The sequence below is a fragment of the uncultured Rhodospira sp. genome, from assembly GCF_937138205.1.
Lineage (GTDB): Bacteria > Pseudomonadota > Alphaproteobacteria > Rhodospirillales > Rhodospirillaceae > Rhodospira.
Genome location: NZ_CAKZOT010000066.1, coordinates 1 through 25,882 on the forward strand (window position 1 = coordinate 1; position 25,882 = coordinate 25,882).

Annotated in this window: 21 protein-coding genes and 1 tRNA gene; 14 read left to right on the forward strand and 8 right to left on the reverse strand. The window is 68.1% G+C overall.

Annotated elements, in window-relative coordinates; all coding sequences use genetic code 11:
• Nucleotides 1–118 precede the first annotated feature (118 nt).
• The 3 genes from Q0309_RS09125 to Q0309_RS09135 form a co-directional block, all read right to left on the reverse strand.
• Nucleotides 119–694 (reverse strand): hypothetical protein, encoded by a 576-nt coding sequence (locus Q0309_RS09125; RefSeq protein WP_299439787.1) that lies wholly within the window; start codon nt 692–694, stop codon nt 119–121.
• Nucleotides 695–762: 68 nt separating this feature from the next.
• The gene (locus Q0309_RS09130) at nt 763–1,935 is read right to left on the reverse strand and encodes an acetyl-CoA C-acetyltransferase (protein WP_299439789.1); all 1,173 of its coding nucleotides are present in this window, start codon (nt 1,933–1,935) and stop codon (nt 763–765) included.
• Between the two features lie 187 nt (nt 1,936–2,122).
• Entirely contained in the window at nt 2,123–3,457 is a 1,335-nt protein-coding gene (locus Q0309_RS09135) for an alpha/beta fold hydrolase (protein ID WP_299439791.1), read from the reverse strand.
• A 422-nt stretch (nt 3,458–3,879) separates the two neighbouring features.
• On the opposite strand from Q0309_RS09135, the gene phaR reads away from it, so the two are divergent.
• The 5 genes from phaR to Q0309_RS09160 all read left to right on the forward strand — a co-directional run bounded on the left by phaR (nt 3,880) and on the right by Q0309_RS09160 (nt 11,669).
• Nucleotides 3,880–4,587, forward strand: a complete 708-nt coding sequence (gene phaR / locus Q0309_RS09140) for a polyhydroxyalkanoate synthesis repressor PhaR (RefSeq protein ID WP_299439793.1) — start codon at nt 3,880–3,882, stop codon at nt 4,585–4,587.
• 107 nt (nt 4,588–4,694) lie between these two features.
• Nucleotides 4,695–6,191: a cobyric acid synthase gene (locus tag Q0309_RS09145; RefSeq protein ID WP_299439795.1), complete on the forward strand. Its 1,497-nt coding sequence runs from the start codon at nt 4,695–4,697 to the stop codon at nt 6,189–6,191.
• Between the two features lie 460 nt (nt 6,192–6,651).
• Entirely contained in the window at nt 6,652–9,762 is a 3,111-nt protein-coding gene (locus Q0309_RS09150; protein ID WP_299439797.1) for an EAL domain-containing protein, read from the forward strand.
• Nucleotides 9,763–9,770: 8 nt separating this feature from the next.
• A complete protein-coding gene (locus tag Q0309_RS09155; protein ID WP_299439799.1) occupies nt 9,771–10,520 on the forward strand; it encodes a 6-hydroxymethylpterin diphosphokinase MptE-like protein in 750 nt (249 codons plus the stop codon).
• Between the two features lie 138 nt (nt 10,521–10,658).
• Entirely contained in the window at nt 10,659–11,669 is a 1,011-nt protein-coding gene (locus tag Q0309_RS09160; protein ID WP_299439801.1) for an EAL domain-containing protein, read from the forward strand.
• A 55-nt stretch (nt 11,670–11,724) separates the two neighbouring features.
• Here Q0309_RS09160 and Q0309_RS09165 read toward each other — a convergent pair.
• Together Q0309_RS09165 and moaB are read right to left on the reverse strand one after the other, a co-directional pair.
• Nucleotides 11,725–11,801 (reverse strand) — tRNA-Asp (locus Q0309_RS09165).
• A gap of 82 nt (nt 11,802–11,883) precedes the next feature.
• Nucleotides 11,884–12,441: a molybdenum cofactor biosynthesis protein B gene (moaB, locus tag Q0309_RS09170; RefSeq protein ID WP_299439803.1), complete on the reverse strand. Its 558-nt coding sequence runs from the start codon at nt 12,439–12,441 to the stop codon at nt 11,884–11,886.
• Between the two features lie 271 nt (nt 12,442–12,712).
• On the opposite strand from moaB, the gene Q0309_RS09175 reads away from it, so the two are divergent.
• From Q0309_RS09175 to Q0309_RS09200, 6 genes are all read left to right on the forward strand, one after another.
• Nucleotides 12,713–12,913, forward strand: a complete 201-nt coding sequence (locus Q0309_RS09175) for a hypothetical protein (protein ID WP_299439805.1) — start codon at nt 12,713–12,715, stop codon at nt 12,911–12,913.
• A gap of 102 nt (nt 12,914–13,015) precedes the next feature.
• Complete coding sequence (locus Q0309_RS09180; RefSeq protein WP_299439807.1) at nt 13,016–14,020, forward strand: DMT family transporter; 1,005 nt, start codon at nt 13,016–13,018, stop codon at nt 14,018–14,020.
• 15 nt (nt 14,021–14,035) lie between these two features.
• The gene (pyk, locus tag Q0309_RS09185; RefSeq protein WP_299439810.1) at nt 14,036–15,451 is read left to right on the forward strand and encodes a pyruvate kinase; all 1,416 of its coding nucleotides are present in this window, start codon (nt 14,036–14,038) and stop codon (nt 15,449–15,451) included.
• 566 nt (nt 15,452–16,017) lie between these two features.
• Nucleotides 16,018–17,118, forward strand: a complete 1,101-nt coding sequence (locus tag Q0309_RS09190; protein WP_299439812.1) for a TRAP transporter substrate-binding protein — start codon at nt 16,018–16,020, stop codon at nt 17,116–17,118.
• 179 nt (nt 17,119–17,297) lie between these two features.
• Nucleotides 17,298–17,900, forward strand: a complete 603-nt coding sequence (locus Q0309_RS09195) for a TRAP transporter small permease subunit (protein WP_299439814.1) — start codon at nt 17,298–17,300, stop codon at nt 17,898–17,900.
• An 86-nt stretch (nt 17,901–17,986) separates the two neighbouring features.
• Nucleotides 17,987–19,342 carry a TRAP transporter large permease subunit gene (locus tag Q0309_RS09200; RefSeq protein WP_299439816.1) on the forward strand — a complete coding sequence of 452 codons (1,356 nt, stop codon included), beginning with the start codon at nt 17,987–17,989 and terminating at the stop codon, nt 19,340–19,342.
• 39 nt (nt 19,343–19,381) lie between these two features.
• On the opposite strand, the gene Q0309_RS09205 is transcribed toward Q0309_RS09200, so the two are convergent.
• Genes Q0309_RS09205 through obgE form a run of 3 tightly spaced genes read right to left on the reverse strand, consistent with a single transcriptional unit; the run spans nt 19,382 to nt 22,917 of the window.
• Nucleotides 19,382–20,665: a glutamate-5-semialdehyde dehydrogenase gene (locus Q0309_RS09205; RefSeq protein ID WP_299439818.1), complete on the reverse strand. Its 1,284-nt coding sequence runs from the start codon at nt 20,663–20,665 to the stop codon at nt 19,382–19,384.
• 12 nt (nt 20,666–20,677) lie between these two features.
• Complete coding sequence (proB, locus tag Q0309_RS09210; protein ID WP_299439820.1) at nt 20,678–21,868, reverse strand: glutamate 5-kinase; 1,191 nt, start codon at nt 21,866–21,868, stop codon at nt 20,678–20,680.
• Nucleotides 21,865–22,917 (reverse strand): GTPase ObgE, encoded by a 1,053-nt coding sequence (gene obgE / locus Q0309_RS09215; protein WP_299439822.1) that lies wholly within the window; start codon nt 22,915–22,917, stop codon nt 21,865–21,867. The genes proB and obgE overlap by 4 nt, the downstream gene beginning before the upstream one ends.
• Nucleotides 22,918–23,279: 362 nt before the next feature.
• Here obgE and Q0309_RS09220 point away from each other — a divergent pair, with 362 nt between their 5' ends.
• The 3 genes from Q0309_RS09220 (at nt 23,280) to Q0309_RS09230 (ending at nt 25,853) form a co-directional block, all read left to right on the forward strand.
• Nucleotides 23,280–24,413, forward strand: a complete 1,134-nt coding sequence (locus Q0309_RS09220) for a RuBisCO large subunit C-terminal-like domain-containing protein (protein ID WP_299439824.1) — start codon at nt 23,280–23,282, stop codon at nt 24,411–24,413.
• Between the two features lie 14 nt (nt 24,414–24,427).
• Complete coding sequence (locus tag Q0309_RS09225) at nt 24,428–24,907, forward strand: cupin domain-containing protein (protein WP_299439826.1); 480 nt, start codon at nt 24,428–24,430, stop codon at nt 24,905–24,907.
• 580 nt (nt 24,908–25,487) lie between these two features.
• Nucleotides 25,488–25,853, forward strand: a complete 366-nt coding sequence (locus Q0309_RS09230; RefSeq protein WP_299439828.1) for a hypothetical protein — start codon at nt 25,488–25,490, stop codon at nt 25,851–25,853.
• The last annotated feature ends 29 nt before the right edge of the window (nt 25,854–25,882 follow it).

Genomic DNA, 25,882 nt, shown 5'->3' on the forward strand with positions numbered 1-25,882 from the left:
GGGAGTTGCCCCCCCGCCCCGAATCGTTTCGCACGATCCGCACAAAACGGTCCCAGACGGGGCCACAACCCTCGTCCAGCAAGAGTATGTCCAAAACGTTACCGAAGCAAAACCACGATCAAGGAGAGTTAAATGCCTTCAAGTCAGAAATCATGGATCGCAGCGTGTCCGTAGTATACGGCCTAAACAACACATCTGTCAGTCCTCGCGCAAGCCGAAGCTCATTTAAGACATCAATGGCTACATCCATTACCCTGATAAGCTCATTTGCCGACAAGCCTGCTTCTCTGAATACATCCTTATACATATCTCCTTTTGCTCTGTGCGCAAGCGCCTTATCGCGGATGACCTTTATTTTTTTGACAGGACTCTCGATTGAAGCAAGACGGTCATCGATTCTTAAACAAGCTTCTTGATCAATGCATTCCATTTTCTTGATTTCTTGAGAGAGTTTCCTAATTGAAATTGCTCTCTTGCTGGTATCGAAAAGCATATTCAGAAAAACAATCGATGAGATCTGGTGGGCATATATGTCATATCTAAAAAACTCGACGTATACATTCAATACGTCAGTAATGTTCTTCCGTGTTTCCCTATTTTCATAGTGCCAGTAAATGTCGAAAAACGCCCGCGCATATAGCAATATATTTGCGAGTTCATTGAGTTCTCTGTCGATGTCGTTGGGCGCGTTCAACTCCACCTGCTTCGGCAGCCAGGGCGGGCCGTTCCCAGCCCGCCCTGATCTGTACTACCGGGTCAAAATCACCGCTCCACGCACATGGCGATGCCCATGCCGCCGCCGATGCACAGGGTGGCGAGGCCCTTCTTGGCGTCGCGCTTCTGCATTTCGTACAGCAGCGACGTCAGGATCCGCGCGCCCGACGCGCCGATGGGGTGCCCCAGGGCGATGGCGCCGCCGTTGACGTTCACCTTGCTGGTATCCCAGCCCAGTTCCTTGTTGACCGAGATGGCCTGGGCGGCGAACGCCTCATTGGCCTCGACAAGGTCCAGGTCCTCGTGTTTCCAGCCGGCCTTCTCCAGCGCCTTGCGGGTGGCCGGGATGGGGCCGGTGCCCATGATCTCGGGATCGACGCCGCAGGTGGCCCAGGAGACGATGCGCGCCAGCGGAGTCACCCCGCGCTTGGCGGCCTCGCTGTCCTTCATCAGCACCACGGCGGCGGCGCCGTCGTTGATGCCGCTGGCGTTGCCGGCCGTGACCGTGCCCTCTTTGTTGAAAGCCGGGCGCAGCTTGGCTAGGCCTTCCTTGGTCACGCCGTCCTTGGGGTGCTCGTCGGTCTCGACGACAGTCTCACCCTTGCGGGTCTTGATCACGTAGGGGACGATCTCGTCCTTGAAGCGGCCGGCCTTGATGGCCGCCTCGGCCTTGTTCTGCGAGCCGGCGGCGAACTCGTCCTGTTCGTCGCGGGTGATCTGCCAGCGCTGAGCGATGTTCTCGGCGGTCACGCCCATGTGGTAGCCGTGGAACGCGTCGAACAGACCGTCGCGCAACATGCTGTCCTTCAGTTCCAGCGGCCCCATGCGGGTGCCGTTGCGCATGTGGGCCAGGTGCGGCGCCATGCTCATGCTTTCGTGGCCGCCGGCGACGACGATCTCGCTGTCGCCGAGCTGGATGGACTGATAGCCCAGGGCCACCGAGCGCAGGCCCGAGCCGCACAGCTGGTTGATGCCGTAGGCCGTCACCTCGACCGGGATGCCGGCGTTGACGGCGGCCTGGCGGGCCGGGTTCTGGCCCGTGTCGCCGGTTAGGATCTGACCCAGGATCACCTCGGACACCTCGCCGGGTTCGACCTTGGCGCGTTTCAGGACTTCCTGGATCACGACCTTGCTGAGGTCATGCGCGTGCACCGAGGCCAGCGCCCCGTTGAACGTGCCCACGGCCGTGCGCGCGGCACCGGCAATCACGATATCGGACATGGCTTCAGTCTCCTCCTGTGGTTCCTCCCTGGTGGCGCGCGCCGTCGCGACCCACCGGATTTCCGGCCGCGCCCGTGATGTGGGAGCCGGCCGATGTGGAGCAGATCGCGTTGGGATGGGTCACGCTCGCCACTCTTGGACATTGGTTATAAAGGGACGGGACGGCTTCGAAAACCGTAGTTTGCACCTAGGCCTTTCCCCGGGTGATTCGCAAGACCCAGCGCACGAGGGGATCGTGCACCTGTGCCACCGCGCGGCGCCCCGTGATCATGCCCACATGACCGAGGGGCGGTTCGCGCACCGTCGCCTGGGGCAGAGCCCGGCCTAGCGCGCGGGCGGACACGGCCGGCACGATCCTATCCCGTTGCGGCACGACAACAAAGGCCGGAATGGTGACGGATTCGGGTCGCACCGGCCGGCCATCCACGCGCCATTCCCCCCGCGCCGTCGTGTTGGCGCCGTACCAGCCGCGCAGGGTTTCCTGTGCGACCGCGCCGGCCAGCGGTACGCCGTCGTTGAGCCAGTCCTCCATGGCGACGAAGTGGCGGGCGGCCGCGCCGCGCGGGCTCAGATGGGCGAAGCCCCGGAACTTGCGCCCGATGGAGGGCGGATCGATGGTGGCGAACGCGGCCTGCAACAGGTCAACCGGCAGGGCATCGTGCACCGCCAGCACCGGATCGATCCACGGTGCCAGCGCGGTCGCCAGCCGGCCCTGGGCGGCGGCCCGGTCGGCATGGAAGTCCCACGGCGTTGCCAGCAGAACCAGACCGGCGAGATCAGAGTGCCGCCGCTGCGCCAGCGCCAGCGCCAACAGCCCGCCCATGCAGTAGCCCAGCAGGACCGGGTTGCGGCCGGTGCGCTCGCGCACGTGGTCCAGCGCCGCCTCCAGCCGTGCCACATAGTCGCTCAGCGTGAAGCCCTGTTCCGCCTCGCCCGGCGCGCCCCAATCCACCAGTACCGGACGCAGACCGCGCCACGCCAGGTACGGCGCGAAGCCGCGCTGACGGCTCAGGTTGAGGATATAGCCCCGGTTGATCAGCGACGGCGCCAGCAGAATCGGCGGGCCGTCGCGCGCCCGCGCGCGCCGCTCCGGCTCGGTTGGCGTCTCGGAGAAGTCCCGCAAGACGGTGGAGCCTCGGCGCCAGACCGCCGGCGGATCCAGCCCCTCGCGCCGGTAGGCGTGGCCGCGATAGCCCTCGACGCCGTCCAGGAACGCGCCCAGCCGGTGCCGCGCCTCGGCATCGACGGCGCGGCCGAAGGTCGCCGGATCGATGCCGGCCGCCCGCACGTCCGCGAGCAGGGCGTCGAGCGGCGCGGCCTCAGCCTTGGGGTCGGCTGGCGCCGGAGAGCAGTCCGCCGAGGGCGGCTTCGAGCAAAGCGACCCGCTGTTCCAGCCGCTCAACCCGAGCGGCCATGTCATCATCAGCAGGCCCTGGGTGGCCAGATGAACCGCCAGCGGACGGGGTCCCGGATGGGGCATGTCGCGCGGCGGTGTCGGTGGCGGAAGGCTCTGATCCGGCATGGTCCTCCCCGGCGGGCGCGGTGGCCGTGGTCGCGGACGGGTCGCGCGCGGGGCGCATCGCGTCCGCCAGCCCCTGGGTCATGAGGGAGAACGAGCGCGCCAGCGCCTCGGACACGGCCGGATCCCGCGCCATGGAGCCCAGTTGCTCCTGCCACAGGTCCAGATACCGGCGGGCCAGCGCCTGAAGGTCGGGAGGATCATCCGTCATGAGTCCACTATAGGCACGGCTGGGGTCCGTGTCACCCAGCTGGCCACCACCCCGCGCCCGTGGTGCCGTGCACAATCTTGTTGCAATGCGGCGCGCAAGTCCCGAAACTTCCACCTGATATCCTGGTGGAGCGGTCGCCCGCCATCCGGGCAAGAAGTGTTGCACGCATGGAACGTGCTTGCCAACCGAAGACCCTACGGAGGAACAGGACGGTATGACCGACAAGGCGGCGACAGGCCGGACGAAACGGGATCAGAACGACCCGGTCATCATCAAGAAATACGCCAACCGCCGTCTCTATAACACGGCCACGAGCAGCTATGTCACGCTGGACCTCCTCAGCCAGATGGTCAAGGAGCACACCGACTTCGTCGTCTATGACGCCAAGACCGGCGAGGACATCACGCGCTCGGTGCTGACGCAGATCATCGTCGAGGAGGAAGCCAAGGACGGCCAGAACATGCTGCCGATCAGCTTCCTGCGCCATGTCATCAGCTTCTACGGCGATTCGCTGGGCGGCGTCGTGCCGCAGTATCTGGAACACTCCATGCAGGCCTTCGCCCGCAACCAGGAAAACATGCGCCAGGTCATGCAAAATGCCTTCGACGGCCTGTTTCCCGTCCAGAACATTGAGGACCTGAACAAGCAGAACATGGCGTTCTTCGAAAGCGCGATGAAGATGTTCTCGCCGTTCGAGGGGGCCAAAGGGATGCCCGGCTTCAACACCCTGCCCAAGGCCACCACCAGTCCCATGCCTGATGAGCGCAATGGCTCCGAGGCAGATGTTCAGGCGATGAAGGCGCAACTCGCCGAGATGCAGCGCAAGCTGGACCGACTGATGGAGGAACGGGCGCAGGACACGGGGACGAGCGTCGGTTCAGAAAAGGAAACGCCGAACGACACTCCCGATCCCAAGGCCTGAACCGTATTCCGTGCGATCGGAGACAGGGGCGGTGTCGTGAGGGGGATCAGGCGGTGATCCGCCAAGAACGAGGCGAGAGAACGCCCGCCCGCCCGGCCCTCGCTGTCATGCTCCAGGGCACCGGGTCGGACGTCGGCAAGTCCCTGCTGGTCGCCGGGCTATGCCGCTGGCTGACCCGCCAGGGGCTGCGCGTGCGCCCCTTCAAGCCGCAGAACATGTCCAACAACGCCGCTGTCACCCAAGAAGGTGGCGAGATCGGCCGCGCCCAGGCGTTGCAGGCGCGGGCGTGCGGGGTGCCGCCGTCGGTGCACATGAATCCGGTGCTGCTGAAACCGCAGACCGACGTCGGCAGCCAGGTGGTGGTGCGGGGCCATGTGTGGGGCAATGCCATGGCGCGGGACTACACGGCCCTGAAACCGCAGTTGATGGACGTGGTCCTGGACAGCTTCGATCGCCTGCGGGCCGAGGCCGACGTGGTGGTGGTCGAGGGCGCCGGCAGCGCCAGCGAGGTCAACCTGCGCGCCGGCGACATCGCCAACATGGGCTTCGCCGTGGCCACGCAAACGCCCGTGGTGCTGGTCGGTGACATCGACCGGGGCGGCGTGATCGCCTCGCTGGTGGGCACCTGGGCGCTGCTGCCGGACGACGAGCGGGCGCTGTTGCGCGGCTATCTCATCAACAAGTTCCGGGGCGACCCGACGCTGTTCACGCCGGCCACCGCCATGATCGCCGAACGGACCGGGGGCCTGCCCTGCCTGGGGGTGGTGCCGTGGTTCGACCGCGCCCGCGACCTGCCGGCCGAGGACGCCGTGGCGCTGGAGGCACCGCCGGCTGCACGGGCGAACGCGCCGCTGAAGGTCGGCGTGCTGCGCCTGTCGCGCATCGCCAACTTCGACGACGTCGATCCCCTGACCGCCGAGCCCGACGTTGCCGTGACCTTCGTCCAGCCGGGCGAGGCGGTACCGGGGGATCTCGACCTTTTGATCCTGCCGGGATCGAAGGCGACGGTGGCCGATCTGGCGTTTCTGCGCGCCCAGGGCTGGGACGTCGATGTCATGGCCCATCAGCGGCGCGGTGGGGCGGTGCTGGGGATCTGCGCCGGATATCAGATGCTGGGGCGGACGGTGGCCGATCCGGACGGGATCGAGGGGCCGGCGGGCGCCGCGCCCGGGCTGGGGCTGCTCGACGTCGAGACCACGATCGGCCCGACCAAGACCCTGCGCGAGGGACCGTGGGGCTATGAGATGCACATGGGCGCAACCGAGGGACCCGATGCCGGGCGACCCTGGCCGGGGGGCCTCGCGGACCTGGTGGCGGTGGCCGCGCTCGGGGCCGCCAGCCGCGATGGCCGCGTGCTGGGCTGCTATCTGCACGGGCTATTGCACTGTGATGCGACTCGCGCGGCGCTGCTGGCGGGGCTGCGGCCGGGACGTGCGGCCGGCCCGGCGTTCGAGGCCCGGGTCGAGGACGCGCTCGACGCCCTGGCGGACCATCTGGCGGCCCATGCCGACCTGCCCGCGCTGGTCTTCCCGGGGGCGACCGAACATGCCCCGGTCGCCCCGAATGGGTCGAGGCGATCCGCCTCAGACGATAAGCCATGGTAAAAAGCAAGCAACTCGTTTGCTGGCCTACGAGTCTCCAGGCGTGTCGCCATCGGTTCGAGTTTTCGCTTGATGTCGCTGACTCCCGCCTCGTGAGGCACAGTTGTATTGCTGATGAAAGGATGCCGAGGGCGGAACCCGTTTTTGTATTTCGGCCGCCGGATCCCGGTTCAATGAGGAAGAGCGGGATGTGAAGACCACCGTAACACTTCCATTTCTTTCTGAAACAGGCGCCCCAATTTAGAATGGTTTTCGGGTGCGTGTTGAAAAAGCGCCCCCATGTTCAACGCGGAGTCTTAATCGCCCTGGACTCGGCGCCCCGATCAAGGCACTCTCGAAAAACGCGGAGGGCAGGCCAATGGAGTCCACGGGAGGGACACGTCCGCCGTCCAGGCCAGCCGTGGCGCCAACGGGCCCTGCCATTGACCGCTGGCACGACGTCGAAAGTGTGGGGTCGAGGTCATTGAAAGTCCTCGTCGTTGAAGACAACACCGCGTATGCCAGTCTCGTGGCGGCTCTGCTGCGGGAAGACGGTCGTGATGTCTTCGAGGTCATCTCCGCCACGACCCTTGCCGAGGCGCGCGAACGGCTGGCGCGCGAATCGTACCAAGCCATCGTGTTGGATCTTTTGCTGCCGGATTCCTCCGATCTGGCCACGCTGGATGGCATTGTCGAGGTTGCCCCGACCGTCCCGGTCATCGTGCTGACGGGCACCGACGACGAAGAGACGGCGGTCGCCGCCGTGCGGCACGGCGCGCAGGACTATCTGAGCAAGGACGGGCTGTCGGCCGAAAGCCTGCGCCGTGCCATCAACTACGCCATGGTCCGCAAGGAAACGATCAGCCGCCTGGCCCATGGCGGCGAGTTCCTGGAAGGCTTGGTCAACGCCGTGCGCGACGGCCTGGCGGCGCTGGAGGCCGTGCGGGACGCGACCGGCGAGATCACGGACTTCCGCTTTCTGCTGGTCAACCCGGCCCTCACCCACATGCTGGGCCGAAAGGGCGGGGAGATCATCGAGCATGGCTTGAGCACCTTGGCCGACGAGATCGGGTGGTCCGACCTGGTGGCGGTGCTGGCGGCCGTGGTCACGCACAAGACGGCGGCGACCGTCGAGCACTGGGTCCGCCGGCCCGACGGCGGCGATCTCTGGGTGCGGCTCAACGCCACCCACTTGCGCGATGGCGTGGCCATGTCCCTGACGGACGTCACCGAGCGCCACGAACAACAGCAACGCGTCAGCCGCGCCCTGGAGCAGGCCGAGGCCGCCGATTCCGCCAAGACGAAAGTGCTGCAGGCGATCAGCCACGACCTGCGCACGCCGCTGAACAGCATCATCGGCTTCGCCGAGGTGATCCAGGCGGAAGTGTTCGGCGCCCTGGAGAACGCCCAATACCGCGCGTATGTCAATGATATCGCGCGGTCCGGGCACGGGATGCTGGACATCATCAACAAGCTGCTCGACCTGAGCCGACTGGCGGAACTCGCGCGCGCCGACAAGACATACCGCCACCTGATCGACCTGGCGCCCGACCTGATCTGCGTCGTGCGCAACAACCGCATCGAACTGATGAACGACGCCGGCGCCGCCATGCTGGGCCTGTGGCCGGCCGAGTCCATCGTCGGGCGCGACCTGCGCCAGTACGTGCACGAGGACAGCCGCCCTCTCATCGAGGACATCGGCGGCCTTCTGGTTGGCGCGCAACACCATGTGCCGGCGCGCCTGCGGGATATGCGGGGCCGGGTGATCGACGTGGAGTTGGCTGCGGTCCAGTCCGATCCGGACGCCGAAGGGCAGAGCTACATGATCGTCGCGCGCGACGTCAGCGAGCGTCAGCGCGCCACCGAGGAGATCATCCAGCGCGAGGAGCGCCTGTCCAAGATCATGGACACCATGGTCGAGGCGCTGATCATCATCGATACCGAGGGCATCATCGAAACCTTCAACGCCGCCGCCGAGCAGATGTTCGAATACGAGGCGGCGGAGGTGATCGGCCAGCCGGTCTCGATCCTGATGACGGAAGAATTGGCGACCGCCCACCAGAACCACGTGCGCACCTACTTGCACACGGGCAAGAGCACCGTGCTGGGCACTGGCCGCGAGGTCGAGGCGCGACGGCGCGACGGCACCACGTTCCCGGCCGACCTGTCGGTGTCGGAGATGAAGGTCGGAGGGCGACACCTGTTCATCGGCATGATGCGCGACATCACCGAACGCAAGATCGCCGAACAGCGCCTGCTCTTCCTGGCGACGCGCAATCCCTTGACCGGACTGCCCAACCGGGCGCTGTTCCGCGACCGGCTGGAAGCCGCCATCGCCCGCGCCGACGACACCGGCAGCATGATCGGCATCCTGTTCGTCGACCTCGACCACTTCAAGAACATCAACGACACGCTGGGCCATCCGGCCGGCGACCGCGTGCTGCAGATGGCCGGCCGCCGGTTGCAGGGCCACGTCCGCCCCGGCGACACCGTGTCGCACCAGAGCGGCGACGAGTTCACCGTGATCCTTGAGAACGTCCGCGGCGAGGATGAAGTCTCAAGCATCGCCCACCGGATGCTCGACGACCTGTCGCGTCCGTTCGAGCTGGACGGCCGGGAGATCTACACGTCGGGCTCCATCGGCGTGGTGATCTATCCGCAGACGCGGGGCGGCATCTCCAACCTTCTGCGCAACGTCGACACGGCGGTCAACTTCGCCAAGAAGAAAGGCCGCAACAACTATCAGTTCTACACGGACCGACTGTCCAACGACATGGTGCGCCGGCTCCAGGTCGAAACCGGCCTGCGGCGCGCCCTGGAACGAAACGAGCTGTCGGTGTTCTATCAGCCCAAGGTGGATCTGGCCACGCGGTCCGTGATCGGGGCCGAGGCGCTGCTGCGGTGGCGCTCCGACGATCTGGGCGATGTCTCGCCGGTCGAGTTCATCCCGGTGGCCGAGGAAACCGGCCTGATCGTGCCCATCGGCGAATGGGTGTTGCGCACGGTCTGCCGGCAGATCAAGGCCTGGCAGAACGACGGCTTGCCCTCCGTTCTGGTTGGCGTCAACCTGTCGCCGCGCCAGTTCCGCGACCCCGAACTGGCGGAGGGCATCAAGGGCATCCTGCGCGACACCGGCGTCAAGCCCGATCTGCTCGACCTCGAACTGACGGAAGGCATGTTGATCGAGAACGCCGACGAGGCCGTCGAAGCCCTCTGGTCGCTGAAAAACGTGGGCATCACGCTGTCGATCGACGATTTCGGCACCGGCTATTCCTCGCTGTCGTACCTGAAGCGCTTCCCGATCGACGCCCTGAAAATCGACCGGTCGTTCATCATGGACATTCCGTCCAGCGAGGATGACATGGCCATCACCCAGGCGATCATCCGCATGGCTAGTTCGCTGGGCCTGCAATTGGTCGCCGAGGGCGTGGAAACGGAGGCACAGGTCGAGTTCCTGCGCGCCAACGGGTGCCAACTCGGCCAGGGGTACCTGTTCAGCCGCCCGGTGGATCCCCAGACCATGTCGGCGCTGCTGGCCGATGGCACGGCGCCGAAGCGGGCCACGGTCGCCGCTGGTGGCCGGGTCAAGGCGTAACTGGGTCGATGCGCCTCTGGTTCGAGGCGGGGCCGACGCTGCCCGACCTCGTCGGGCGCCACGCCAACGCGCCGGCGGTGATCGTCGGCAACGGCCCCTCGCTGCGCACGGCGGACCTGCGCCTTCCTCCCGAGGCCGTGGTATTCGCCTTCAATGGCGCGTGGCGCCTGCACATGGCGGGACGGCTGACGCCGCACTGGCACGTGGTCGAGGACCGCCTCGTCGCCGAGGAGGAAGCCGCCGCCTTGCGGGCCATGGACTGGACCACGCTCATCCTGCCGCGTGAGCACGCCGAGGTGATCCCGCCCGGGCCGGGGCGGATGCATGTTCCGGTGGACTGGTCCTACTACGACAGCGTGCGGCCGCCGGCCCATCCCGGCTTCGCCACCACGGCCGAAGGGCCGTTGTACGCCGGGCAGAGCGTCGTCTATCTGGCGCTGCAACTGGCGTTCCTGATGGGATGCGATCCGGTGGTCCTGCTGGGCATGGACCTGGACTACCGGCTGCCGGTCTCGGCCCGGGTTGCCGGCCACGTGGTCGCCTCGACCGCCGCCGATCCCAACCACTTTGACCCGGACTACTTCGGGCCGGGCCGACGCTGGCACCTGCCCAAGCCTGATCGTATGCTGGTGGCGTTCCGCCACGCGGCGACGGTATACGCGCGCCACGGCCGACGGTTGCTCAACGCGACGCCGGGGGGCCGTCTGACCGGCGTGCCACGCGGGGGGCTTTGCGCGGCGGCGGGCGATGACGCATAAGATGCGGATGGCAAGGGTGCCGTGCCGACAAGAGGGATCTGACGAATGCTGCTGGACGACTGCCCCCGCTGTGGACGCGTGCCAGACCGCCCGGCCGGGGCCGGGCGCCTGTTCATCTGGCCGCCCCTCGGACACACGATGGCCAAGATTCGCGAGGCGCTGCGGGCGGGCGGCATGGCGGCCGAGGGCGACGCGGCGCATGGATGCCTGATCGTCGATGTGGAGTCCGGCCAGCACCCATTGCTCGCCCGGCGCCTCGACGGCGCCTTGAGCCGGGCGGAGGCGCGCGACAGCCGTGTTCTGTTCATGACCCGCGGCGGCCAGCCGGGGTTCGCCGAGATGAGCGCGGTCGACAGCCTGGAGACCTACATCGCGCGCGAACTGGGGGGCTGGCTGCTGGACCTCATGCGCGACGGTCGTATCACGACGCTGTTCCAGCCGATCGTGTACGGCGCCGATCCGGCCTCGATCTTCGCCCACGAGTGCCTGTTGCGCGGGGTGGGTGCCGACGGCGCGCCCATTTCGCCCGGCCAGATTTTCGACGTCGCGGGTCGGGCCGACCTCATCTTTCCGCTGGACCGGCTGGCGCGCACGACCGCCGTCGCCAATGCGGCGGCGCGCGGCGTGCCGGGGCACATCTTCATCAACTTCACGCCGTCGTCGATCTATGACCCGGACTACTGTCTGCGCACCACGCTCGCGGCGGTGGAGAAGGCCGGGCTCGATCGTGACCGCATTGTCTTCGAGGTGATCGAGACCGAACGCATCGGCGATCCCGCGCATCTGGCTGGCGTCCTGCGGTACTACCGCGACGCCGGCTTCAAGGTGGCGTTGGACGACCTGGGCGGCGGCTATGCCAGCCTGGGGTTGCTGCCCAGCCTGCGGCCGCACTTCATCAAGCTGGACCGCGCGCTGGTGGACGGCGTGTGCGACGACCCGGTCAAGGCGGTGATCATCGCTCGCCTGGTGGAGATGGCGCACGATCTGGAGATCGGCGTGGTCGCCGAGGGCGTCGAGCGGCCGCAGGACCTCGCATGGCTGCGCGAACACGCGGTCGACTATATCCAGGGGTTCCTGCTGGCGCGCCCGGCACCGGAGCCGGTCCAGGGACGGCTGTCCTGGGGCGGCGGCGGTGCGGCCGCCGGATGACAACGGCTCGAAATGGAAACGGCCCCGCGTCGGGGCCGTGGCATCTCCGAAAAGATGGCGCGAGTGACGGGACTTGAACCCGCGACCTCTGGCGTGACAGGCCAGCGCTCTAACCAACTGAGCTACACCCGCATCGGGCCGCCCGTGCCGGGCGGAGGCCGGGTATGTATCAGGCCGGCCAGGGTGGCGCAAGGCCTTTTTCGCCGACCGACTGCTATGTTGGCGCGACGCCCCCGCCCGTCAGGTGCTCGCACAGGCGCGGCATCAACTCGACGAAGTTGCAGGGGCGGGTGCGGCTGTCGAGCTGGGTGGCCAGGATGCCGTCCCAGGCGTCCTTGCAGGCACCGGTCGAGCCCGGCAGGGCGAACAGGTAGGTGCCGGCCGCCACCCCGGCCATGGCCCGCGACTGGATCGTGGACGTGCCGATGGTCTGGTAGCTGAGCCAGCGGAACAGTTCGCCGAACCCGGGGATCTCCTTTTCCACCACGCGGACCATCGCCTCCGGCGTGACGTCGCGCCCCGTGACGCCGGTGCCACCGGTGCTGATGACGGCGTCGACCTCGGGGTCGTCTATCCAGCGGCGCAGGTGCTCGGCGATGCGATCGGCGTCGTCGGGGACGATGGCCCGGTCGGCCAGGACGTGGCCGGCCGCCGTCAGACGCTCGACCAGCGTGTCGCCGCTGCGGTCGTCGGCAAGGGTACGGCTGTCCGAGACCGTCAGGACAGCAATGCGCACGGGCAGGAACGGACGGGAGGGATCGACATCGGGCATGGGGCGGCGCCTTGAGGCTGAACGAACGGATCCGTCGGACGGTCCATCACCCTACCGCGACAGATGGCGGGCGCAAAGGGGGGGCCGGATGCGGGCAACCGCACGACCGCGCCATAACCATAATTTTCCTTGGGGCTTTGATGTCCCTTCAGAATTTAGCAAGTGGCGCACGCCGTGCGCTTTTTTCTTGCCGCCTCCCGGCTGTCATGATACTGTAACAAACGTAAACAATGGCCGCGTTTCAGGGCGGCCAGGCTGGGAGGACATCACGATGCTGCGTTTCCTCGTGTTCTTCCGTTACGGCATGGCGGCCCGACGACACCGTGGCATGGACCACGTGACGTCGGAGTCGGACGCGTTCAGCCGCCGCTTGGCGCGCGCCACGACCATTGCGCCGTCGATCCAAGACCTTGTGGGGAAGACGTCCGGACCGCGCCAGACACCGCCCCCGCATACGCTGCCGGCGGAATAACGCCAGGGGCAGGCGGCGCCCGCCGCAAGAAACGGATAGGGCGCCGCCGCGCCGTGGGGCATAGTGGCCGGCCTGCGTCCCCTGCGCCCGGTTGCCCGCCCGATGCCCCAGTCTTCCCGTCCCGACTCCGGCCCGAACCGCGCCAGCGCGGTTCTGGGCGAAGACAGGCAGGCCCGCCGGGCGCTGCCCCTGCTGCTGCTCGGCGCGGTGCTGATCGCCTTCGCGCCCGTGTTCGTCAAGCTGTCGGCGCTGGAGCCGACGGCCACCGCGTTCTACCGCGCGGCGCTGGCGTGGCCGGTCCTGATGGCGGTGGCCCTGGCAAGCGCGCGGCGCGCGTCCACTGGCCCGCGCCGGTCGCGCCCGGAGACCCTGCGCGACCATCTGATGTTAGCAGTGCCGGGGCTGGCGTTCGCCGGGGATCTCGGCTGCTGGCACTGGGCCTTGCAGTTCACGTCGGTCGCCAACTCGACGGTTCTCGCCAATCTGGCGCCGGTGTTCGTGACCGCCGGCGCCTGGGCGCTGTTCGGTCAGCGCCCGACCTGGCTGTTCGTCGCCGGCCTGCTGACCGCGTTGGGCGGCGTCGGCCTGCTGATGGCCGACAGCCTGAGCGTGGGCGCCCCGGGCCAGATCGTCGGTGATGGCCTTGGCGTTGTGACCGCCGTGTTCTACGGCGCCTACATCCTGGGCATCGGCTGGTGCCGATCGCGCTTTCCCACCGCCGTCGTCATGGCCTGGAGCACCCTGCACACCGCCTGGGTGCTGCTGCTGGTCAGCCTGCTGGCCGGCGAGAGTCTGGCCATCCCCACCCTGTATGCCCTGTCGATCCTGATCGGACTGGCGTGGCTGTCGCACGTCGGCGGACAGGGGTCCATCGCTTTCGCCCTGGCCCACCTGCCGCCCGCGTTCGGCAGTGTCAGCCTGTTGCTGCAACCGGCCGTCGCGGCGATTCTCGGGTGGCTGATCCTGTCGGAGCCGCTCACACCCTTGCAGGCGGTCGGCGGGATCGTCATCTTGTGCGGGATCGTCGTCGCCCGGCGCGGCAGTGCCCACCAGACCGGCGTCGCCGCCCGCCCATCCAACCCGGCCCGTGACCCGTCGTCCGCTTGATCGGGGTGTCGTCGCATGACCTGTTGCCGTTGCGCCAAGATCGTCGCCACCCTCGGGCCGGCGACCACCACCGAAGGCACGATCGAGGCCCTGGCCCGCGCCGGGGCCAGCGTCTTCCGGCTGAATTTCAGCCATGGCACCCACGCCGAGCACGAGCGCCGCTTCAACACGGTGCGCCGGGTGGAGGAAACCCTCGGCCGGCCGCTGGCCGTGCTGGCCGACCTGCAGGGGCCGAAGCTGCGGGTGGGCCGGTTCCTCGACGGGTCGGCCCGCCTGACCGCCGGCCAGACCTTCCGCCTCGACCGCTCGACGGACCTGGGCGACGCCAGCCGGGTCGCCCTGCCGCACCCCGAGATCTTCGCCGCCCTCGGGCCGGGGGCCGACCTGCTGATGGACGACGGCAAGCTGCGCCTGCGGGTGGAAACCGTCACCGACGACTCCATCGTCACCCGCGTCCTGACGGGCGGCACGCTGTCGGACCACAAGGGCCTGAACGTGCCCAATGTGATGTTGCCGATCTCGGCCCTGACCGAGAAGGATCGCGGCGACCTCGCCTTCGCCCTTGAGCTGGGTGTGGACTGGGTGGCGCTGTCCTTTGTGCAGCGCCCGGAGGACGTGGCCGAGATCCGCAAGATCGTCGCCGGCCGGTGCGCCATCATCAGCAAGCTGGAGAAGCCCGGCGCGCTGGACAGCCTCGACCGCATTATCGAGCTATCCGACGGCGTCATGGTGGCGCGCGGCGACCTGGGCGTGGAAATCCCACCGGAACGCGTGCCCATCGTGCAGAAGCGCATCATCCGCGCCTGCCGCTCCGCCGGCAAGCCGGTGGTCGTCGCCACACAGATGCTGGAAAGCATGATCAAGGCGCCAGCCCCCACACGGGCCGAGGCCTCCGACGTGGCCCACGCCATCTACGAGGGCGCCGACGCGGTCATGCTGTCGGCCGAAACCTCGATCGGCGAATACCCGGTGGCGGCGGTCGGCATCATGGATCGCATTATTACGCAGGTGGAAGGCGACGAGCATTTCCGCGACCTGATCGACGCCGGCCGCGACGCCCCCGAGAACAGCGCCGCCGACGCCATTTGCGCGGCGGCGCGGCAGGTCGCGCGCACCCTGTCGGCGTCGTTGATCGTCAGCTTCACCACCTCCGGCTCCACCGCCCTGCGCGCGGCGCGGGAGCGGCCGTCTGTGCCCATCCTGTGCCTGACGCCGAACCCGGCCGTGGCGCGGCGCATGGCCCTGGTGTGGGGCGTGGTCGCCGCCGAGCTGGAAGAGCCGGAAGGCTTCAGCGAGATGGTGGTCAGCGCCGTCCAGATCGCCCGCGAAAAGGGCCTGGCCGACGTCGGCCAGCGCCTGGTGCTGATCGCCGGCGTGCCGTTCGGCCGGCCGGGCACCACCAACAGCCTGCGGGTGGCGTGGGTGGAGTGACGGCGGGGGCTGGTCCGGCGGCTAAGACCCGGCGACGATCGGATTGACTCGTCCGGCTGGTCGCTTCCGGGCACCGGTGATGCCGAGTCTTTGTTTTTTTCGCCGCGGCGCCCCTTCGGGGCGCTGCGGCTCCGCGGCTTCGCCGCGCCGGCGCAGTTGCGCCGGCCGTCCGACGAATGAAGTTAGTTCATTCGTCGGACGGTACAACTCGCCGAATCCCCAATACGTGCGGACTCCTCGACAGAGTCCACGCCCCGTGAGCGGACACGCCCGTTTGCCTGCGCATGACGTCGCGCACCCGGCCGTGCGCGACTCCGTTTTCGCCCCGTCACAAAAAACATCTTGAAAAGCGGACTTCGATGATCGGAAATGTGGCGGCGAGTCACCGTCCGGCGAAGGGGTTTTCCGGCGTACCCGGAACCCCCATGTGAGCTTGCGTGCCCACCGCGCCTGAAACCCCGGACCAACACGGGCGACGGTGTGGCGAGACCGCCGCTGGACGGCCGAAACGGACCACGCGCCACAAGCGTGGCGCTTGCGAGAGAACACAGGGAGGACACAAGACCATGACCACCGTGAAGACCGCCGCCCGCCTGGGCGGCGTCGCCGCCATGGCCGCCATGCTGGCCACCACCTCCATCGCCAACCCGGCCGCCGCGCAGGACCGCGTGCGCTGGCAGATGACCATGGGCTTCCCCTCGACCCTGACCGCGCTGGCCGACACCGCCCCGTGGGTGGCCGAGCAGGTCAACACCATGTCCGGCGGCAACATGACGCTGCAGGTCTTCGAACCCGGCAAGCTGGTGAAGGGCACCGAGGTGTTCGACGCCGTCTCTCAGGGCAAGGTCGATTCCGGCTACGTCTGGGCCGGCTACGAGATCGGCAAGGTCCCCTCCTCCGCCCTGTTCGGTGCCCAGCCCTTCGGCCTGGAGCCGATGGAGATGATGGCCTTCATGCTGGAGCATGGCGGCCAGGAGATGATGCAGGAGATCTACGCCGAGCATAACATCATGCCGCTGTACTGCGGCGTGATCAGCCCCGAGGCCGCCGGCTGGTTCACCTTCCCGCTGGAAAGCCTGGACCAGGTCAGCGGGATGCGCATCCGCTTCGCCGGCCTGGGCGGCGAGGTGATGCAGAAGATGGACGCCGAGGTCACCCTGCTGCCCGGTTCCGAACTGTTCGAGGCCCTGGAGAAGGGCGTGATCGACGCCACCGAGTTCTCGCTGCCGACGGTCGACGAACAGCTCGGCTTCTACAAGGTCGCCAAGTTCTATCACCTGCCGGGCTGGCACCAGCCGTCCACCAACCAGTACCTGTACATCAACCTCGACAAGTGGAACGGCCTGGACGAGAGCCAGCAGGCCATCCTGCGCACCGCCTGCACCGCCGGCGTCGCCAAGTCGATCGCCCGCGCCGAAGCCCTGCAGGGCGCCGTGCTGAACACCTTCACCGAGGAGCATGGGGTGACGGCCGTCGAGGTGCCCGAGAACATCCTCCTGGAACTGCAGGAAAAGACCGACGAGGTGATGGCCGAGTTCTCCGAGGAGGACGAGGCCTTCAACAAGGTCTGGTCGGCCATGTCCGCGTTCAAGGAAGAGCACAAGGCCTGGAAGGAACTGGGCTATCTGCCGCGTGACTGGATGTCCCGCGTGGACGAAAGCGAATAACGCCACGCGGACATCGTTCGTGTGAGGACGACGGGCGGCGGACCGGCCCAGCCGGACCGCCGTTCCCGGGTTCCTCCGTCTTCGAGGCCACGACCCCGCCCCAGGCGCCGTCCCGCGCCGCCCGGGCGGGGCCGGGGTTTCGGTCGCGTTCGGGTCACCGCCGCAGAGGACCACCCCCCATGAGCGAGCCTTCCCACGCCTCTCAGGAGCCCCCGTTCAACGACGAGGGCATGAGCGCGGACGGCCTGCCGGCCGAACACCGCATGTTGCCGCGCACCCGTATTTCCAACGCCATCGACCACTTCATCATGCGGGTGGGCAACGTGGCCTCGTGGATCTGGGTGCTGCTGGTCATCGGCATCATCACCAACGTCACGATGCGGTACGTGTTCGGCCGGGCCACGGTGTGGCTGGAGGAGTTGCAGCTCTACCTGTACGCCATCGGCTTCATCGTCGGCCTCAGCTACGCCATCACCTGGAACCGCCACGTGCGGGTCGATGCCCTGGTGGACCGGTGGAGCCGGCGGGCACGCGCCTGGATCGAGCTGTTCGGGTTGCTGTTCCTGTTGCTGCCCTTCTCGGTGGCCATCCTGGTCGAGGCCGTGCCCTACGCCCTGACCTCGTTCAGGCTCAACGAGGGATCGCCGGCGCCCGGCGGGCTGCCCTACACGTGGCTGCTCAAGTCGTTCATCGTGTGGGGGTTCGCCCTGATCTTCCTGGCCGCCCTGTCCCGCCTGTTGCGCTGCACCGCGTTGCTGTTCGATCGCCCCAGACCCCTCTGACATGCCCCGATGCACCGCCCGGTTCCTGACGGACCCGGACGCGTCACGGCCGGCCGCCGCGCCGGGCGGTTCGCAGGAGAGCCACCGTGTTCGAATACGAAATCATCGTCATTTGCCTGCTGGCCACCTTCATGGGGCTGATTTTCACCGGGTTTCCGCTGGCCTGGGTGCTGGGCGGCGTCTCGTTCGCCTATCTGGTCATCAGCCTTATCCTGCTCAACTGGTTCAACATCGACACCTATTTCCTCGACGAATGGAACGACTTCGCCATCATCGTCGATCGTATCTGGGCGCAGATGCAGAACTGGGTGCTGGTCGCCTTGCCCATGTTCATCTTCATGGGATTGATGCTCGACCGCTCGGGCGTCGCCGACAAGCTGATGGCCAACTTCACCAAGCTGTTCGGCAGCCTGCGCGGCGGCCTGGCGCTGACGGTGATCGTCATCGGCGTGCTGCTGGCGGCGTCGACCGGCATCGTCGGCGCCTCGGTGGTGCTGCTGTCCATGCTGGCGCTGCCGCCGATGATGGCCGCCAGCTACAACAAGAGCCTGGCGACGGGCGTGGTGGCCTCCTCCGGCACCCTGGGGATTCTGATCCCGCCGTCCATCATGCTGGTGGTCATGGCCGACCAGTTGTCGCTGCCGGTGGGCGACCTGTTCATGGGCGCGGTGTTCCCCGGCCTGATCCTGGGCGCGCTGTACGTCGGTTATGTGATCGTGATCGGCCTGATGAAGCCGGCGTGGGCGCCGGCCCCCGACAAGACGGCGGCCGTGACGTGGCGCGATGTGTTGGCCGTGATCTGGGCGGTGGTGCCGCCGTTCATGCTGATCATCGCCGTGCTGGGCTCGATCTTCCTGGGCATCGCCACGCCGACCGAGGCCTCCGGCATCGGCGCCCTGGGCGCCACCATCCTGGCCGCCGCCAACCGGCGCCTGAACATCGAAGTGCTGCGCCGGGTCTGCCGCGAGACCATGCTGACCACGGCCTTCATCTTCGGCATCTTCCTGGGCGCGACCGCGTTCGCCCTGGTGATGCGCTCGCTGGGCGGCGACGAGTTCATCGGCGGCCTGCTGGAGGGCCTGCCGTTCCCCGACTGGGGCGTGGTCGTGTTCATCCTGTTCATCGCCTTCATGGCCGGCTTCTTTCTGGATTGGCTGGAAATCAGCCTGATCATCCTGCCGCTTGTGGCGCCGGTGGTGCAGGCCCTGGGCTTTGATCTGATCTGGTTCACGGTGCTGTTCGCCACCACGCTGCAGACCAGTTTCCTGACGCCGCCGGTCGGGTTCTCGCTGTTCTACCTGAAGGGGGTGGCGCCACCAGGGATCACCATCGGCCACATCTACAAGGGCGTGGTGCCGTTCGTGCTGTTGCAGATCCTGGGCATCTTCCTGGTGTTCCAGTTTGACGCCCTGGTGCTGTGGTTGCCGGCGCAGATGTATTGAGGGGGCGCGCCGGATGCGCCCGCCCGAGCCGGATCAGGCTCAGGCGGGCCGCGTCTGCCCCGTGCCGCGCACCTGGTACTTGAAGCTGGTGAGTTGTTCCACGCCGACCGGGCCGCGCGCGTGCAGCTTGCCGGTGGCGATGCCGATCTCGGCGCCCATGCCGAACTCGCCGCCGTCGGCGAACTGGGTCGAAGCGTTGACCATGACGATGGCGCTGTCCACCGCGTTCAGGAACGTCTCGGCGGCGGCCGGGTCCTCGGTGAGGATGGCGTCGGTGTGGTCGGAGCCGTGCTCGGCGATGTGGGCGATGGCCTCGTCGAGCCCCTCCACCACCTTCATGGACACGATCGCGTCCAGGTATTCCGTGTCCCAATCGGCGTCGGTGGCCGGCTGAACGCGCACGTCCAACGCCTGGGTCTCCATGCAGCCGCGCACCGCGCAGCCGGCGGCGGTCAGGTCCTCGACCAGCGCGGGGACCATGGCGGCGGCCACCGCGCGGTCCACCAACACGGTTTCGGTGGCGCCGCAGATGCCGGTGCGGCGCATCTTGGCGTTGACCGTCACCGCCCGCGCCTTGGCCGGGTCGGCGGCGGCGTGGATGTAGGTGTGGCAGATGCCCTCCAGGTGCTTGAACAGCGGCACCCGGCTTTCCGCCGTCACCCGCTCGATCAGGCCCTTGCCGCCGCGCGGCACGATGACGTCGATGAACTCCGCCAGCCGCAGCATGGCGCCGACGGCGGCGCGGTCGGTGGTGGGGATCATCTGGCAGGCGTCGGCGGGCAGGCCGGCCTCGGCCAGACCGGCGTGCACGGCCGCGAGGATGGCGCGCGAGGACTGGAACGACTCCGAGCCGCCGCGCAGGATCACCGCGTTGCCGGCCTTCAGGCACAGCGCGGCGGCGTCGGCGGTCACGTTGGGCCGGCTTTCGTAGATGACACCGATCACCCCCAAGGGCACGCGCACGCGGGCGATGCGCAGGCCATTGGGTCGGTCCCAGGCGGCCAGTTCGGTCCCCACCGGATCGGGCAGCGCGGCGACGTCCTCCAGGCCCTTGGCCATGGCCTCGACGCGGGCATCATTGAGCAACAGCCGGTCGAGCATCGCCTTCGACAGCCCCTTGGCCTCGCCGGCGGCCATGTCGGTGGCGTTGGCGGCCTGGATGGCCTCGGCCTGGGCGCGGAGGGCGGCGGCGGCGGCGACCAGGGCACGGTTCTTCGCCTCCGTCGGCGCCGTGCCCAGCACCCGCCCGGCGGCGCGGGCGCGCCGGCCGATGTCGTGCATCAGGGCGTCGATGTCGGTGGAGGTCTGATCGAGCGCGTCCATGGTCTGCGTCCTCTATTCGTGCCCTTCGGAGGCCTCGCCGCCCACCACCAGCGCCATGTCGTCGCGGTGCACCAGTTCGTCCGGGCCACGATAGCCCAGCACGGCCTCGATGTCGCCGGTGCGCCGGCCGAGCAACAGCCGCGCCTCGTCGGACGGGTAGTTGCACAGGCCGACCCCCAGCGCGCGGCCGTCGGCGTCGACGATGCGCACCGGCGCGCCCTTCTGGAACGCCCCGTCCACCCGCGTCACCCCGGCGGGCAGCAAGCTCTTGCCGCGCAACAACGCACGCGCCGCGCCGGCGTCCAGGACCACGGTGCCCTCCGGCTTCAGCGCCCCGGCGATCCAGCGCTTGCGCGCCGCGCGCGGTTCCTGCGCCGGCAGGAACCAGGTGCCCGGCCCGCCGGCCTCCAGCGCCGCCAGCGGCCCCAGTCCCTTGCCCGGCGCGATGACCATGGCGCAGCCGGCATCCATGGCCACGCGGGCGGCGATCAGCTTGGTGACCATGCCGCCGCTGCCCATGGACGAGCCGGTGGACCCGGCCATGGCCTCGATCTCCGGCGTCAGCTCGCGCACCTCGTCCAGGCGCCGCGCGGTGGGATCGACGCGCGGGTTGGCGGTATACAGGCCGTCGATGTCCGACAGCAACACGAGCGCGTCGGCCGAGACCATGGCCGCCACTCGCGCCGCCAGCCGGTCGTTGTCGCCGAAGCGGATTTCCTGGGTGGTGACGGTGTCGTTCTCGTTGACCACCGGCACCACGCCCAGCGCCAGCAACTGGTCGAGCGTCTTGCGGGCGTTGAGGTAGCGCCGCCGGTTCTCGCTGTCGTCCAGGGTCAGCAGAATCTGGGCCACGGTAATGTCGTGGTGGGCCAGCGCCTCCTGCCACGCGTGGGCGAGCCGGATCTGGCCGGTGGCGGCGGCGGCCTGTTTTTCCTCCAGGCGCAGGGCGCGGCCCGGCTGGGTCAGGCCGAGGATGCGCCGGCCCACGGCGATGGCCCCGGAGGAGACGACGATCACCTCCTGCCCGCGCCGACGCAGCATGGCCACTTCGTCCGTCAGCGCGTCCAGCCAGGTGCGGTGCGTCTTGCCGGAGCGGTCGTCCACCAGCAGGGCGGAGCCGATCTTGACCACCAGCCGCCGCGCCGCGCGGATGCGTCCGGCGGCCGGCACGCGCGCCAGGGGTTGCCCGGTCTCGGCGGTCATGGGGTCCACGCCTCCTCCTCCGCCGCGTCGTCGGGGCCGGCCTCCGCCGCCCGCGCCGCGCGAACGGCCGGCATCAGGGCGCGCAGCACCTCCGTCAGGCCGCGCCCGGAGGTGCTGGAGATCACCGCCACCGCCCGCCCACACACGTCCTCAAGGCGGCTCTTCTGGTCGGCGATCAGGTCATCCGTCAGCGCGTCGGCCTTGGTCAAGGCCACCACTTCGGGCTTGCCGGCCAGCCCGGCGCCGTACTCGTCCAGTTCGCCGCGCACGATACGGTAGGCCTCGGCGACGTCCACCCCGTCCGTCTCCGTGCCGTCCACCAGATGCAGCAGCACCGGGCAGCGCTCCACATGCCCCAGGAAGCGTGTGCCCAGGCCGGCGCCGTCGTGGGCGCCCTCGATCAGGCCGGGGATGTCTGCCAGCACCACCTCGTGGTCGTCCACCGTGGCCACGCCCAGATTGGGGTGCAGGGTGGTGAAGGGATAGTCGGCGATACGCGGCCGCGCCCGGGTGACGGACGCCAACAGAGTGGATTTGCCGGCGTTGGGCAGGCCCACCAGACCGATGTCGGCGATGAGCTTCAACCGCAGCCAGACCCACCGTTCCTCGCCCGGCCAGCCGGGGCCGGCCTTGCGCGGCGCCTGGTTGGTCGAGGACTTGTAGCGCGCGTTGCCGAAGCCGCCGTCGCCGCCCCGGCACAGGGTCACGCGCTGGCCCGGCGCGGTCATGTCGGCCAGCAGGGTCTCGCGGTCGTCGGCCAGGATCTCGGTGCCGACGGGCACCTGGATGGTGATGGACTCGCCGCCCCGGCCGGTGCGGTTGGCGCCCATGCCGTGGATGCCGCGCTCGGCCTTGAAGTGCTGGCGGTAGCGGAAGTCGATCAGCGTGTTCAGGTTCGGCACGGCCTCGACGATGATGTCGCCGCCGCGCCCGCCGTCGCCGCCGTCGGGGCCGCCGAACTCGATGTACTTCTCGCGCCGGAACGAGACGCAGCCGGGGCCGCCGTCGCCGCTCTTGAGATAGATCTTGGCCTGGTCGAGGAATTTCATGAGTGAGTCGGATTTCGTATGAGGACGCATGGGGACCGTATCACACACGACGCAGCAGCGCGTGACTCATTCTCCGCCACCTGCGACCGCTCCCGCAGAGCGCACAAGGCCGCGTCGGCGGGCCACGCACTGCGGTTGGTGGTCACGCTGTCATAAGCCCAACGATTTTTGTTTGATACACTTCAAGGGTATAGGCCCTTCGCTTGTCCGCTTTGGTTGGCAATGTCCGGACGCTTGGTCGAGAAAAGCCAAGATTTCGACGACAGACGTCGCGCGCCGTCTCTCCGGCGGTTTGACGGGGCGCGTGTTTACGCTACCATGCGCGGCCGTTTTTTCCCGGCCCACGACAGGACCCTTTGCGCATGACACAGCGAATCGTCGTCACCTACCACGTCACCGCCGAGGCCGAGGCCATCGAGTCCCGGGCCAAGGGCATCGCCGTCGAGCAGTCGGTCGAGATGCCGATCCCGGCGATCACCGAACAGCGGGTGCTGGACGAGGTGGTGGGCGAGGTCCAGGACATCACCGCGCTGTCGCCCGGCCTGTATCAGGTGCGCATCGGCCTGGCCCCGTCGACCGTCGACGGCGAGGCCGGGCAGTTGCTCAACATGATTTACGGCAACACGTCGATCCAGCCGGACACGGTGCTGGTCGATGCCGAGTTCCCGCCCGAGATTCTGGAGGCATTCGGCGGCCCGCGTCACGGCATCCCGGGCCTGCGCGACCGGGTCGGCGTTCACGACCGCGCGCTGACCTGCTCGGCGCTGAAGCCGCAGGGTCTGTCCACGGCGGGGCTGGCGGACCTGGCCCACCGGTTCGCGCTGGGCGGGCTGGACTATATCAAGGACGACCATGGCCTCGCGGATCAGGCCAGCGCGCCCTATGACGAGCGGGTGCCGGCCATCGCCGCCGCCGTGCGCAAGGCGCGCGAGGAAACCGGCCTGCCCACGCGCTACATCCCCAGCCTGACCGGCGACCTGGACCGGCTGCGGGCGATGATCCGGCTGGCCCGCGACGAGGGCCTGGACTGTGCCATGATCCAGCCCATGATCGCCGGCTTTCCGGCCTTCCAGGCGCTGGTGCGCGAGGCGCCCGACTTCGCCTTTTTCACCCACCCGACCATGACCGGCGCGCAGCGGATCGATGCGCCGTTCCTGCACGGCACGCTGTTCCGCCTGATGGGCGGGGACGCGGTGATCTACACCAACCACGGCGGCCGCTTCAGTTTCACGCGCGAGGTGTGCGTGACGCTCGGCCAGCGGGCCACGCGGCCCTGGGACGGCCTGAAGCCGGCCATGCCGGTGCCGGCCGGCGGCATGACGCTGGACCGCGTGCCGGAGATGATCGAGTGCTACGGCAAGGACGTGATGCTGCTGATCGGCGGCGGCCTGCTGCTGGCGCGCGATCGTTTGGTGGAGGAGACGCGCGCCTTTTGCGACCATGTGGCCGCGCTGAGCGGGGCCACTCCAGCCCCCACCCCCGCCGTGGCCGAATAGGGACCGACCCGCCGATGCGAGACGACAGCCCAACCCGCACCTCCCGCTTTCGCGCCCCGACCGAGCCGTTCCGCTGGCAGGGGGTGGACGTCCTGGCCTACAAGGAAGAAGGCAGCGCCCCGTTCAAGGCCGTGTCCCGTCAGGTGCTGTTCTCGGAACCGTTCCTGGCCGGTGAACTGCGCTATTTCGAGGTCGCGCCAGGCGGCCACACCACCCTGGAACGCCACGAACACGCGCATGGGGTAATGATCCTGCGCGGCGAGGCGCTGTGCCTGGTGGGCGAGACAGTGCGCCGGGTGGCGCCCAACGATCTGGTGCTGATCCCACCCATGTCTTGGCACCAGTTCCGGACGCGCGGCGACGAGCCCATGGGCTTTCTGTGCATGGTCAACGCCGACCGCGACCGCCCGCAACTGCCGGACAACGACGATCTGTACGGACTGCGCGCCACGCCGGCCGTGGCCGCCTTCCTCGACGGTCAGGACCCGACGTAAGGGTCACGGCGGATGTCTTCGCAGCAGTTCTCACTATGGCCCCGTCACGGGTCAGCCTGCTTTCGCTGGGTGCCTGACAGGAGCCCCAGGCGCGGATCAGACTCCCTCCCCTGGACTATCGTATTCACACTTTTCCGCCAGCGTTCGCGCGAGCTGACGGGACGGGACAAGACCCCACCCCAACCCTCCCCGTAAACGGGGAGGGAGTCCGGCCTGCACCCTTTTTACGGCCTGCTCTCCAACCCGCCGGAAGGTGCTTGCCTGACTCCTGTACCAATCTCACGCGGTTCTGGGAATGAATGACGCCGCTGGTCACGCGCAGTGAAGCGGAGCGGAACGAAGCGTGACCAGCGGGCGACGGCCCGAAGCGGTGTGTATCCTTCCTGAACCGAGCCGATTCGCCGGGAGCAGCCCATAGACTCCTGTGGCTTGACCACCTGGGGAGGACGCGCGCCCTGGCGGATTGGCCGCGACCCAAGCCCCGTGGGGAGTCCGCGCCGGACCTGTGGCGAACAGTCCGAGCGCCAGTACAGGAATTGGCTAAGGTTGCGGTGGCTCGTGCCTCGAAAGGAGTGGAACCATGACCAATGACCGTCAATGGTACGCGGGCGTCGACTGGGCGAGTCAAAGCCATCACGTTGTGCTGACGGATGATGCGGGCACCAGGATCGGCGAGAAAGTCTTCAAGCACAGCGGGGACCTGACAACAGACATCGCCAATGCCCGAAGCGAGTCGGCCAACGGCATCGCCGCCTTGCGCGCGGACCTATCAACGGAGATCGGCAACGTACGCGCCGACGCCCCCAGCGACGCGGCGGCGCTCCGCGGTGCCATCGCCGCCCTTCCGGGCCGGGGGGTCGTCGTCGGCACCGTCCTGGCGATCTTCGCGCTCTGCGCGGGCATGGTCGCCGCGACAGTGGCCAGTCTTCATTATCTCCAGCCGTAGCGGGGGCCTGCCCGCCACCACATGCTGGC